A 12,463-nucleotide genomic window follows, 5' to 3' on the forward strand; every position below is an offset into this window, starting at 1 on the left:
CAATAAGGGGCGCTCAGCGGCGAGCAGGCACAAGAAATAACCAGAGGAAATGCAGGGCGTTAATGAAGAATGATCTGTTGTTTAAAACGAGGTTATAAAGTTGTTTGCAATGCCGGGGTGGTAAGAAAAAACCCTCAGTCTGTTGACTGAGGGTTCGAGGGATTAATTACTGCCAAACATGTCTTTGATCCAACCCGCTACGCCATCGCTTTTCTCTTCTTGCTTCGGCTGTTGCTGCTGTTGCGGCTGCTGTTGCGGCTGTGCAGACTGATCAAAAGGATTGCCCTGCTGTTGCTGCTGCTGTTGTTGCTGCATCAGCATCTGACTTTGCTGGCACAAGGCATCCGGATTGGTCGTCCATACCGGCAACGATCTCGTCCCACCGCCGGCACACATGAAGTTGCCCATGTCATCGACGCTCATGGTGGTAATGTCTTCCGGCGGCGTCAGGTCCAACGGAATAGGCGACTGATTCGCCAGGTAGCGCTGATAAATCGCCATCGCCCCGCTTGCACCATAAAGCTTGGTCGGTTGGTTGTTATCGCGCCCTACCCAGGTAATGGTCACTTCACGCCCATCAATACCCGCAAACCAGGTGTCCACGTTATTGTTGGTGGTCCCGGTTTTCCCTGCCAGATGCAGGTTCGGATACTTAGCGCCGAGCTGACGCCCGGTACCACGTTGAATGACCTGCTGCATGGTCCATAACGTCATATAGGCGGCCTGAGCTGGCACCGCTCGCTCAGACTGTGGGAAGCTCTGATAAAGCACTGTACCGTCCTCGGCAATCACCGATCGCAACGCAGACAAGGTGGCACGGTTACCACCGCTGGCGATCGTCTGGAACGCCTGGGCCACTTCAATAGGTGTCAGGTTCAGCGCGCCCAGCAGCATCGACGGGTTCGCGTTCAGCTGATCTTTCGGCGCACCCAGTTTCAGCCAGGTATCGGTCACCGCAGGCAGGCCCAATGCCATACCCAGGTTTACGGTAGGCACGTTCATGGAGCGGGTCAGCGCATCCACCAACATCACCTGTCCGCTGAAGCGATGATCGTCGTTCTGCGGTGCCCATACCTGCCCGTTAGAGAGGCGCAGAGAGATGGGGGCATCGGCAATTGAGGTGTTCAGACGGTACTTGTCCGGCTGGCTCAACGCGGTCAGGTAAGTCGCCGGCTTCGCCAGAGAACCAATGGAGCGGCGCGCCTGCATCGCACGGTTATAACCTGCGAACTGCGGCGTGGCGCCGCCAACCATGGCGCGAACTTCACCGCTAAAGCGATCCACCACGACCATTGCGGTTTCAAGATCGTCCAGTTTGCGCTGTTTGATCAGCGCCGGGATCCCTTCTACCGCCGCTTTTTCTGCCGCATCCTGAGCCAGCGAGTCAAAGGTAGTGAAAATCTTCACCCCTGAGAGGTCTTTGACTTTATCGCCGAGCTTAGCCTGCAGCTCCTGGCGCACCATCTGCATAAATGCAGGCTGCGGAGAGATAACGCCACCGCGCGGCTGGACGCCAAGCGGACGGGCACTCAGCATGTCATACAGTTCCTGATCGATCACCTTCTGCTCTTGCATCAGACGAAGCACCAGGTTGCGGCGTTCGAGGGCCAGTTTCGGGTTGCGCCACGGATTATAGATGGACGCCCCTTTCACCATCCCCACCAGCATCGCCTGCTGGTCAAGGCTTAACTCTTCAACCGGACGGCCAAAGTAATACAAGCTTGCCAGCGGGAAGCCACGGATCTCATTGTCACCGCTCTGACCGAGGTAAACCTCATTCATGTACAGTTCAAGGATGCGATCCTTGCTGTATCGGGCATCCATAATGAGCGCCATTAAGGCCTCATTGGCCTTACGCCAGTATGAGCGCTCGCTGCTCAGGAACAAGTTTTTCACTAACTGTTGAGTCAGCGTACTCGCGCCCTGTACGGTGCGTCCGGCAGTGAGGTTTGCCAGCATCGCACGGCCGATGGAGTAGAAACTGATACCGTCGTGCTCATAGAAGTGGCGGTCTTCGGTCGCCAGCAGGGTATCAACCAGCAAATCCGGGAAGCCACTGCGCGGCACAAACAGGCGCTGCTCACCGTTAGGCGAGGAGAGCATGGTGATTAAACGCGGGTCGAGACGGAAGAAACCGAACTGGCGGTTGCTGTCCATGTTCTCAATCGTATCAAGCCTGTTGCCATCAAAGGTCAGACGTGCGCGTACCTGCCCCTCTTTGCTGTCCGGGAAATCGAACGGGCGGCGGATCATCTCAATACTTTTGGCCTGAACGGTAAATTCGCCAGGACGCGTCATCTTCGTCACCTGGCGGTACTGGGTGGATTCCAGCAGTTTGACCATTTCATTCTTGCTGACGGGCATATCCGGCTCAAGGTTGACCATCCGGCCATAGACCGCTGCCGGAAGCTGCCAGACTTTGCCATCAATACGCGCGCGGATCTTTTGATCAAGATAGACGCCGTAAATGGCTAACAGGACCGCACCGACAAGACAGATCTTCAGCAGCAACCACAACCAGCGGCGCTTGCCCCGCGGTTTACCGCCCCGACCTTTACCTTTACGTGGGGCTGGCGCTTCGTCGCCATCCTCATCGTCATAGTCGTCGTATTGCTCTTCTCTGGCTCGACGACGACTGATTTTCTCTTTCGCCGGACGCGTCGTTCTACTCTTACGTCCAATTGGCTCGCGGTCATTCCCCGCCATGCTCTCTCTCCGCAACATTCAGGCGCAAAGGCCCGATTCTCAGTTCTTGCTCCAGGTGGAGGAAGAAGAAATCTCTCAAAATAAACAGCAAGATTTTCTCAAAGAGAAAATCTTATAGTCTTTGCTCCCTCTCCCTGTGGGAGAGGGCCGGGGTGAGGGCATCACACCGCACTCATCTAAACAGCAAGATTTTCTCAAAGAGAAAATCTTATAGTCTTTGCTCCCTCTCCCAGTGGGAGAGGGTCGGGGTGAGGGCATCACACCGCACTCATCTAAACAGCAAGATTTTCTCAACGAGAAAATCTTATAGTCTTTGCTCCCTCTCCCTGTGGGAGAGGGCCGGGGTAAGGGCATCACACCGCACTCATCTAAACCGCAATCAGGAATACTTTTTGGTACGTCGGGTCGGTGCCGTATTCGCCGGGTCGTCCGGCCAGACATGTTTGGGATAGCGTCCCTTCATCTCCTTTTGCACCTCGCGATAGGCCCCCTGCCAGAACGCCGCCAAATCACGGGTAATTTGCAGCGGCCGCTGGGCTGGCGACAGCAGTTCCAGCACCAGCGCAATGCGCCCTTGTGCAATGGTGGGCGTCGAGGCTTCGCCGAACATCTCCTGCATACGCACCGCCAGCGCCGGAGGATTATCTTCATGATATCGAATGGCAATCTGGCTTCCCGTCGGCACAGTGTAATGCGCAGGCAACGAACTCTCCAGCAGTTGACGCAAAGGCCAGGGAAGCCAGCTCAGCAAAGCGCCTTTCATATCCAGCCCCTTCAGGGCACGCAGAGAATGTACCCCCTTCATCTGCGGCAGTAACCAGCTCTCAAGCTCAGCCAGTAGCGCTTCATCATCTACCGCCGGCCACGCCGCTTCCGGCAGCCATTTCGCGGCGCAATGAAGACGTAAACGCAGCTGGATGGCGTCCGGCGTCCAGTTCAGCACGTTGAGGCCTTTCTCGCGAATGCCGTTTAGCATCGCCTGATGCAACTCGTCTTCCGAAGGTTTTGCCAGCGGCTGCGCCTTCACCGTCAACTGGCCAATCTGGCGACGACGAAAGGCTTTTAAGGTGCCCTGGGCATCATCCCATTCAACGGTGTCAGACTGCTGCAAAATCGCCGGACATGCCGCAATCAACGCATCAATATCTATGGGTAACGCCAGTAAAATACGGGCATCCGGCGACTGACTTCCCTGTAACAACAACGGGGCAAGCAGCCATTCATGACGATTCAACGCATCGTCAGGATCAAGCATCGCCCCCATGCCGTTTGCTAATTGATAACGCCCGTCCTGGCCACGTCGTCTTGCAATACGATCGGCAAATGCGCGGGCCAGTAAGGGGGCAACGAGCGCAGCGTCCGGCTCGCCATCCGCACTTTTCAGGCGACGAACAAACTGCCTGGCGCGCTGCTGCCACTGCGGCTGATGACGGGCAAAAGCCGCACTGAGATCGGTATTCCCCCCGCGTAAGGGCTCTTCAAGGATTGCCGCCAGTTTAGCCGCCGTAGCGACTTCATCGGCACCCTTCGCGCCCGCCAGCATTGCCGCGAGCCGTGGGTCGTTACCCAGCGAAGCCATTTTTTGCCCCAGTGCCGACAGCCGCTCGCCCTCCAGCGCTCCCAGTTGAGTTAATACCTTACGCGCGGCAGCAAGGTTAGTCGCAGGAGGTAAATCCAGCCAGTGAAGCTGCGCAGGATCCTGGCACCCCCATTGTAATAATTCCATCAACAGACCCGATAAATCACTCTGCGTCATTTCCGCATCGGCTTGCGCAGCCGCACGCTCTGCCTGCTCCTTGCTTATCAGGTGCAGACAAATACCGGATTCAAGACGACCGGCGCGCCCTGCCCGCTGGGTCATCGAGGCCTGACTGATGCGCTGAGTGATAAGCCTGGTGAGCCCTGTTCGGGGATCAAAACGTGCCACACGTTCCTGACCGCAGTCTACGACCAGCCGGATCCCTTCGATGGTCAGGCTGGTTTCGGCAATATTGGTGGCGAGCACGACTTTACGAAGCCCGCTCGGGGCAGGCAAAATCGCTTTACGCTGTTCATTCAGCGCCAGTGCGCCATATAAGGGGCAGAGCAGAACATCGTTGCCAACGCGAGAAGCCAGTTGCTCCTGCACACGCTGAATTTCGCCCACGCCGGGCAAGAACAACAGCAGAGAACCGGTTTCAGAACGCAGCAGTTCAGCCGTCGCTAAGGCCACGGCCTCATCAAAACGGGCATGGCTATTGAGCGGCTGGTAACGGCGCTCGACCGGAAACATACGGCCTTCGGAGACAATAAGCGGTGCGTCCGGCAACAGCGTTTGTAATCGCGTGTTATCCAGCGTTGCGGACATCACCAGCAGTTTAAGGTCGTCGCGTAACCCTTGCTGTACATCCAGTAGTAGCGCCAGGGCCAGATCCGCTTGCAGGCTGCGTTCATGAAATTCATCAAGGATCACGAGGCTAACGCCGCTGAGCTCAGGATCCTGTTGGATCATGCGGGTGAGGATGCCTTCGGTAACCACCTCAAGACGGGTAGTGGGCCCAACACAGGTTTGCGCCCGCATACGATACCCCACCGTCTCGCCAGGCTGCTCATTAAGCTGCTCCGCCAGCCGCTGCGCGACATTTCGCGCCGCCAGCCTGCGCGGTTCGAGCAGCAGAATTCGCCCCTGGCCTTCCTGTTGCTGCAGCAGTTGTAATGGCAGCCAGGTGGATTTCCCTGCCCCCGTCGGTGCAATAAGCAGCACCTGCGGCGCACGGTGTAAAGCGGCGAAAAGATCGGCCAGGACGGCAGCAACCGGCAAAGAGGACACGCAAGGCTCCAGAGAGATAACGTTGAAAAAAGGCAGTGGAACGCAATTGTACATCAACTCGGTGCCTTTGCAGTCCCTTCACATTTGCGGGTTACGGCCCATCGCTGTAGCATCCCAGCAGATATTTATGGAGAGCCCGCTATGCCCGAATCGAAAAGGCTGTTTTTTGCCCTCGACCTGCCCGATGAGACCCGTCAGGATATCGTGCGCTGGCGAGCCGACCATTTAGCGCAGGATGCCGGTCGACCGGTGGCAGGGGCGAATCTGCACCTGACGCTGGCTTTCCTCGGTGAAGTCAGTGCCGAGAAGCAGAAAGCGCTGGAGGCGATGGCCGGGCGGATTACGCAACCCGGTTTCACCCTGCGGCTGGATGACGCCGGGCAGTGGCTGCGTTCTCGCGTGGTCTGGCTGGGGTGCCGCCAGTCGCCTCGCGGGCTTATTCAGTTAGCCGATATGCTTCGCGCCCAGGCATCGCGAAGTGGGTGTTACCAGAGCCCGACCCCGTTTCATCCGCACATCACTCTGTTGCGTGACACACCCCATACGGTCGCACTGCCGCCGCCGGGTTTTAGCTGGACGGTGCCGGTGAAGGCGTTTGTGCTCTATGAGTCTCATTTTACCGCTGGTCGCCTGCGCTACGCCCCATTGAATCGTTGGACACTGAAAACATAACAAGGACCGCCTCATGGAGTTTTCCCCTGCCCTGAAACCCGCCACGCTCATCCAGCGATATAAGCGGTTTCTCGCCGATATTGTTACCCCGGAGGGAGAAACGCTCACCATTCATTGCCCGAATACGGGTGCAATGACCGGTTGCGCCACCCCCGGTGACACCGTCTGGTATTCGACATCAGAAAGTACTAAACGCAAATATCCGCACACCTGGGAATTAACTCAAACCCAGCAGGGTGAATATATTTGTGTTAACACGCTCCGGGCAAATAGCCTGACTAAAGAAGCGATTCTGCATAACCAACTGCCAGAACTGGCCGGCTATAGCGTGCTGAAAAGCGAGGTAAAATACGGTTCTGAAGCCAGCAGAATTGATTTCCTGTTACAGGCAGAGGATCGCCGCAACTGCTATATTGAAGTGAAATCAGTAACGCTCGCTGAGCAAAGGAACGGTTTCTTCCCTGATGCGGTGACCTTGCGCGGTCAAAAACATCTGCGTGAGTTAATGGGTGTGGCAGCTAATGGCGAACGTGCCGTTATCCTCTTCGCCGTTCTGCATTCAGCCGTTGAACATTTCTCTCCAGCGCGCCATATTGATGAGCAATACGCACAATTGTTAAATGACGCACACCGTCAGGGCGTAGAAATTCTGGCTTATAAAGCGGAACTTTCTGCTAAAAATATGACTCTGAGATTTCCGCTACCCTTCGCGTTATGAAGGAAAACAATGATTATTAAGTGTTCTGGTCGCGTGCGCAAATACGCTTTTCTTCACAGGCTTGTCAAGTGTTACGTTTAGATATTTGCCATCCTCAAAAGCATCTGCTATTTATAGCGGCCTGATTTTCCCCCGAACACGGGGATCGATAGTGCGTGTTAAGGAGAAACAACATGCAAGAAGGGCAAAACCGTAAAACATCGTCCCTGAGTATTCTCGCCATCGCTGGGGTGGAGCCGTATCAAGAGAAGCCGGGCGAAGAGTATATGAACGAAGCCCAGCTGTCGCACTTCAAGCGCATTCTTGAAGCATGGCGTAATCAACTTAGGGATGAAGTCGATCGCACCGTCACCCACATGCAGGATGAAGCAGCAAACTTCCCGGACCCGGTAGACCGCGCGGCCCAGGAAGAAGAGTTCAGCCTCGAACTGCGTAACCGTGACCGCGAACGTAAACTGATCAAAAAGATCGAAAAAACGCTGAAAAAAGTAGAAGACGAAGATTTTGGCTTCTGCGAGTCTTGCGGCGTAGAGATCGGTATTCGTCGCCTGGAAGCGCGTCCGACTGCCGACCTGTGCATCGACTGCAAAACGCTGGCTGAAATCCGCGAAAAACAGATGGCGGGTTAAGTTTTTGATGACCGGCAGCCGGTCAACCCTCTGACGGCGCAGCGCTGATATCAGCCTGCGCCATCAATCCAGGCTGTGCTATAGTCGGGAAAATTTTTTCCCGTATTGGTCTTTTTGCCTGTCAATATGTCTGAACCCCACTATATCGGGCGCTTCGCGCCATCACCCTCTGGTGATCTTCATTTCGGCTCATTGATTGCCGCACTGGGCAGTTATCTGCAGGCGCGTGCCAACCAGGGTGTCTGGCGAGTTCGCATCGAAGATATCGATCCTCCACGCGAAGTTCCTGGCGCTGCAGACACCATTTTGCGTCAGCTTGAGCATTATGGTCTTCACTGGGATGGCGAGGTGCTCTGGCAATCTCAACGTCATGCGGCTTACCGCGAAGCACTGGCCTGGCTTAACGCGCAGCACCTCAGTTATTACTGCACCTGTACCCGCGCACGCATTCAGAGCGTGGGCGGATTTTACGACGGGCATTGCCGCACGTTGAATCACGGCCCGGAAAACGCAGCCGTCCGTATCTTGCAACACCATCCGGTTACGCAATTTCATGACAAGCTACGCGGCGATATTCATGTCGACCCGCATCTGGCGGGAGAAGACTTTATTATCCACCGCCGGGATGGCCTGTTTGCTTATAATCTTGCCGTCGTGGTGGATGACCATTATCAGGGGGTGACGGAAATTGTGCGTGGTGCAGATTTAATCGACCCCACCGTGAGACAGTTATCGCTCTATAAACACCTTGGCTGGCCCGCCCCTGACTACATTCATCTCCCGCTGGCGCTGAACAGCGCGGGGGATAAACTCTCCAAGCAAAACCACGCGCCCGCCTTGCCGGGCGGCGATCCGCGCCCCATAATAATCAGGGCGTTACAGTTCCTAAACCAACACGCTACAGACGAATGGCAGGATCTCAACATAGACGATTTGCTCTCCCTGGCGGTGGCAAACTGGACGCTTTCTCGGGTGCCTGGTGCAGTGGATGCGAATACAGCATTCTCAAACGCTTCGCGCTGAGCTATGATTAGCCGCTATTTTTTTGTCCCGACGTTTGACACTACGAGGTGCACTATTTTTACCCGAGTCGCTAATTTTTGCCGTAAGGTGCTAAGCCGCGAAGAAAGCATGGTCGTTGAGGCTGTTGTACAACCTCAGATGACGGTTGTTCCGCGTGAGCAGCACGCTATTTCCCGCAAAGATATCAGTGAAAACGCGCTCAAAGTGCTCTATCGGCTGAATAAAGCGGGTTACGACGCCTACCTTGTAGGTGGCGGTGTGCGTGACTTATTACTGGGCAAGAAACCAAAAGATTTTGACGTGACCACCAGCGCCACGCCGGATCAGGTGCGTAAACTGTTCCGCAATTGCCGTCTGGTTGGCCGCCGTTTCCGTCTGGCACATGTGATGTTTGGCCCGGAAATCATTGAGGTTGCCACCTTCCGTGGTCACCATGAAGATACCGAAGCCGATCGTACCACGTCACAGCGTGGGCAAAACGGTATGTTGCTGCGTGACAACATCTTCGGTTCGATCGAAGAAGATGCTCAGCGCCGCGATTTCACCATCAACAGCCTGTACTACAGCGTTGCCGATTTTACCGTCCGCGATTATGTCGGCGGCATGCGTGACCTGGAAGATGGCGTGATTCGCCTGATCGGCAATCCGGAAACCCGCTATCGGGAAGATCCGGTGCGCATGCTCCGTGCGGTTCGCTTTGCCGCTAAGCTGGGCATGAGTATCAGTGCAGAGACCGCTGAGCCGATCCCGCGTCTGGCGACGCTGATCAACGATGTGCCCCCTGCCCGTCTGTTTGAAGAAGCGCTAAAACTGTTGCAGGCCGGTTACGGCTTCGACACCTATACGCTGCTGCGTGAATATAATCTGTTCCAGCCCCTCTTCCCGACCCTCTGTCGCTACTTCACTGAAAACGGTGACAGTTCGATGGAGCGCATCATTGCGCAGGTGCTCAGGAATACCGATACCCGTATTCACAACGATATGCGTGTCAATCCGGCGTTCCTGTTTGCCGCGATGTTCTGGTATCCGCTACTGGAAACGGCACAACGGATCGCCCAGGAGAGCGGGTTGGCTTACTACGACGCCTTCGCGCTGGCAATGAATGACGTGCTGGACGAAGCCTGCCGTACCCTGGCTATCCCGAAACGCATCACCTCGCTGGTGCGTGATATCTGGCAGCTGCAGCTGCGAATGTCCCGTCGCCAGGGCAAACGCGCCTGGAAACTGATGGAGCACCCTAAATTCCGCGCCGCTTACGATCTGCTCGCACTGCGCGCCGAAATCGAACGTAACGTCGAGTTACAGCGTCTGGCGAAATGGTGGGGAGAATTTCAGGTTTCCGCGCCACCGGATCAAAAAGGCATGCTGGACGACCTGGGTGATGAGCCCGCTGAACGTCGTCGTCATCGTCGCCCGCGCAAACGCGCACCGCGTCGTGAAGGCGCATAAGACATTCGATTTTCAGGCCTGCCATGTGCAGGCCTGATGCTTTACAGAATCCGTATCAGGAGCCGACATGTCCCCGACGCTTTGCTACATCGCTATTGGCAGTAACCTTGCCTCTCCGCTGGAACAGGTTAACGCGGCTATTGCCGCACTGGCTGAGATTCCTCAAACCCGCGTAATTACCGTTTCTTCGCTCTACCGAACGCCACCGCTCGGGCCGCAGGATCAGCCCGATTATCTCAACGCCGCTGTCGCGCTGGAGACTACCCTTGCCGCAGAGGATTTGCTGGATAACACGCAACGTATTGAGCTGCAGCAAGGGCGCGTGCGTAAAGCGGAACGCTGGGGGCCCCGTACGCTGGATCTCGATATCATGCTGTTCGGCGACGAGGTGATTCAGACCGCACGCCTGACCGTTCCGCACTACGACATGCATAACCGTGGTTTTATGCTGTGGCCCTTGTTTGAAATCGCTCCCGGGCTACGTTTTCCTGACGGCGCGCTGCTAACCGAACGCCTCACGCAATGCGGTGCAGATAAACCCGCCTTATGGTAAAACCCTTTTCTGCCGCCGCAGTGTGATCACGGTTGAACGATTGCCTAAAATCATTGTTCACCTGAGTCAGGCTGCTAGAATGCGCCAGGATTCGTTTTTAGCCATCAGGAAACGTTATGAAACCAACCACCCTCTCCCTGCTGCTTAAATGCAAACAGGAAAAAAAACGCTTCGCCACCATCACCGCCTACGACTACAGCTTTGCGAAGCTGTTCGCTGAAGAAGGCATCAACGTGATGCTGGTTGGCGACTCGTTAGGGATGACGGTACAAGGTCATGATTCAACCCTGCCCGTAACGGTAGACGACATTGCCTATCACACCCGCGCCGTACGCCGGGGGGCCCCGAACTGCCTGTTGCTGGCTGACCTGCCTTTTATGGCTTACGCCACCCCCGAGCAGGCCTTTGAAAACTCGGCGGCGGTGATGCGTGCCGGGGCCAACATGGTCAAAATCGAAGGGGGCCGCTGGCTGAGCGACACGGTGAAAATGCTCACCGAGCGTGCCGTACCGGTATGTGGACACCTCGGGCTAACCCCGCAGTCCGTCAATATCTTCGGCGGTTATAAAGTGCAGGGCCGTGGCGAGGATGCCGCGCAAACGCTATTTGATGATGCACTGGCGCTGGAAGCCGCAGGGGCTCAGCTTCTGGTGCTGGAGTGCGTCCCGGTTGAACTGGCAAAACGCATCACCGAGGCGCTGACAATCCCAGTGATTGGCATTGGCGCAGGTAACGTGACCGACGGACAGATTCTGGTGATGCATGATGCCTTTGGTATCACCGGCGGCCATATCCCTAAATTTGCCAAAAACTTCCTCACACAAGCCGGTGACATGCGCGCTGCCGTGCGCCAGTATGTTGCCGACGTTGAGTCCGGTGTCTATCCGGGCGAAGAACACAGTTTCCATTAAGGAGTGTCGTTGTGTTGATTATCGAAACGCTACCGCTGCTGCGCCAGCATATCCGCCGTTTACGTCAGGAAGGCAAACGCATTGCGTTAGTGCCCACCATGGGTAACCTGCACGATGGGCATATGACGCTGGTCGATGAAGCTAAAGCGCGTGCGGATGTTGTGGTGGTCAGTATTTTCGTCAACCCGATGCAGTTCGATCGTGCAGACGATTTGGCGCGCTATCCGCGTACGTTGCAGGAAGATTGTGAAAAGCTCAACAAACGCAAAGTGGATTTCGTTTTTGCTCCGGCGTCGGCGGATATCTACCCCGCAGGTACGGATACGCAGACCTTTGTCGACGTGCCAGGCATCTCCACCATGCTGGAAGGGGCCAGCCGCCCGGGTCATTTCCGCGGTGTTTCCACTATCGTCAGCAAGCTTTTCAACCTTGTGCAGCCGGACGTCGCCTGCTTTGGGCAAAAAGATTACCAGCAGTTAATGCTCATCAGCAAAATGGTTGCCGACATGGGGTATGACATTGAGATCGTCGGCGTCCCCACCGTGCGCGCAAAAGATGGTCTGGCGCTGAGCTCCCGTAATGGCTACCTCACCGCCGACCAGCGTAAAATCGCGCCTGGCTTAAGCAAAGCGATGAATGGCATGGCCGCCAAACTCCGCGCGGGCGACCGTAATTTTGAAGAGATGATTGCCATCGCTGAGCAGGCGCTCAACGACGGCGGTTTCCGCGCTGACGATATGCAGATTCGCGATGCCGACACGCTGATGCCGGTAACCGGTAGCAGCAAACGTGCGGTAATTTTGATGGCCGCCTGGCTCGGTCAGGCGCGTTTAATCGATAATACGGTAGTGGATTTGGTGTAGTAGACTTTGGTTAAAAATCGGGCAACACTCCCGCTCTGACACTCCCTGCGCCAGCGCTGGCGCGGGGAAATGCAAGGGTGAATCGCAGGGAGCTGCCCTTCCTTTAGCATTTATTATCAGTAACAAAGGT

10 protein-coding genes are annotated in these 12,463 nt (G+C 55.9%); 8 read left to right on the top strand and 2 right to left on the bottom strand.

From position 1 onward, the window contains the following. Nucleotides 1-162: 162 nt before the first annotated feature. Together mrcB and hrpB are read right to left on the bottom strand one after the other, a co-directional pair. Nucleotides 163-2,706, bottom strand: coding sequence for a bifunctional glycosyl transferase/transpeptidase (mrcB, locus tag ACUY4Q_RS19945; protein ID WP_458044421.1), 2,544 nt, complete (start codon nucleotides 2,704-2,706; stop codon nucleotides 163-165). Nucleotides 2,707-3,085: 379 nt separating this feature from the next. Further along, nucleotides 3,086-5,515 (bottom strand): ATP-dependent helicase HrpB, encoded by a 2,430-nt coding sequence (hrpB, locus tag ACUY4Q_RS19950; protein ID WP_458044422.1) that lies wholly within the window; start codon nucleotides 5,513-5,515, stop codon nucleotides 3,086-3,088. Between the two features lie 141 nt (nucleotides 5,516-5,656). Between hrpB and thpR the strand changes: the two genes are divergently transcribed. The 8 genes from thpR to panC all read left to right on the top strand — a co-directional run bounded on the left by thpR (nucleotide 5,657) and on the right by panC (nucleotide 12,333). Further along, entirely contained in the window at nucleotides 5,657-6,187 is a 531-nt protein-coding gene (gene thpR / locus ACUY4Q_RS19955; RefSeq protein WP_458044423.1) for an RNA 2',3'-cyclic phosphodiesterase, read from the top strand. Between the two features lie 13 nt (nucleotides 6,188-6,200). Continuing rightward, on the top strand, nucleotides 6,201-6,905 hold the full coding sequence (sfsA, locus tag ACUY4Q_RS19960) for a DNA/RNA nuclease SfsA (RefSeq protein ID WP_458044424.1): 705 nt from the start codon (nucleotides 6,201-6,203) through the stop codon (nucleotides 6,903-6,905). Between the two features lie 173 nt (nucleotides 6,906-7,078). Continuing rightward, nucleotides 7,079-7,534: an RNA polymerase-binding protein DksA gene (dksA, locus tag ACUY4Q_RS19965; RefSeq protein WP_012016093.1), complete on the top strand. Its 456-nt coding sequence runs from the start codon at nucleotides 7,079-7,081 to the stop codon at nucleotides 7,532-7,534. A gap of 126 nt (nucleotides 7,535-7,660) precedes the next feature. Then, nucleotides 7,661-8,557, top strand: coding sequence for a tRNA glutamyl-Q(34) synthetase GluQRS (gene gluQRS, locus ACUY4Q_RS19970; protein ID WP_458044425.1), 897 nt, complete (start codon nucleotides 7,661-7,663; stop codon nucleotides 8,555-8,557). Nucleotides 8,558-8,611: 54 nt separating this feature from the next. Next, nucleotides 8,612-10,006 carry a polynucleotide adenylyltransferase PcnB gene (gene pcnB / locus ACUY4Q_RS19975; protein WP_458047398.1) on the top strand — a complete coding sequence of 465 codons (1,395 nt, stop codon included), beginning with the start codon at nucleotides 8,612-8,614 and terminating at the stop codon, nucleotides 10,004-10,006. A gap of 67 nt (nucleotides 10,007-10,073) precedes the next feature. Continuing rightward, nucleotides 10,074-10,559, top strand: coding sequence for a 2-amino-4-hydroxy-6-hydroxymethyldihydropteridine diphosphokinase (gene folK / locus ACUY4Q_RS19980; protein ID WP_458044426.1), 486 nt, complete (start codon nucleotides 10,074-10,076; stop codon nucleotides 10,557-10,559). A 116-nt stretch (nucleotides 10,560-10,675) separates the two neighbouring features. Next, nucleotides 10,676-11,470, top strand: coding sequence for a 3-methyl-2-oxobutanoate hydroxymethyltransferase (gene panB / locus ACUY4Q_RS19985; protein ID WP_458044427.1), 795 nt, complete (start codon nucleotides 10,676-10,678; stop codon nucleotides 11,468-11,470). Nucleotides 11,471-11,481: 11 nt separating this feature from the next. Further along, nucleotides 11,482-12,333 carry a pantoate--beta-alanine ligase gene (panC, locus tag ACUY4Q_RS19990; RefSeq protein ID WP_458044428.1) on the top strand — a complete coding sequence of 284 codons (852 nt, stop codon included), beginning with the start codon at nucleotides 11,482-11,484 and terminating at the stop codon, nucleotides 12,331-12,333. Nucleotides 12,334-12,463: the final 130 nt, after the last annotated feature.

Source organism: Phytobacter cepae, from assembly GCF_054165735.1.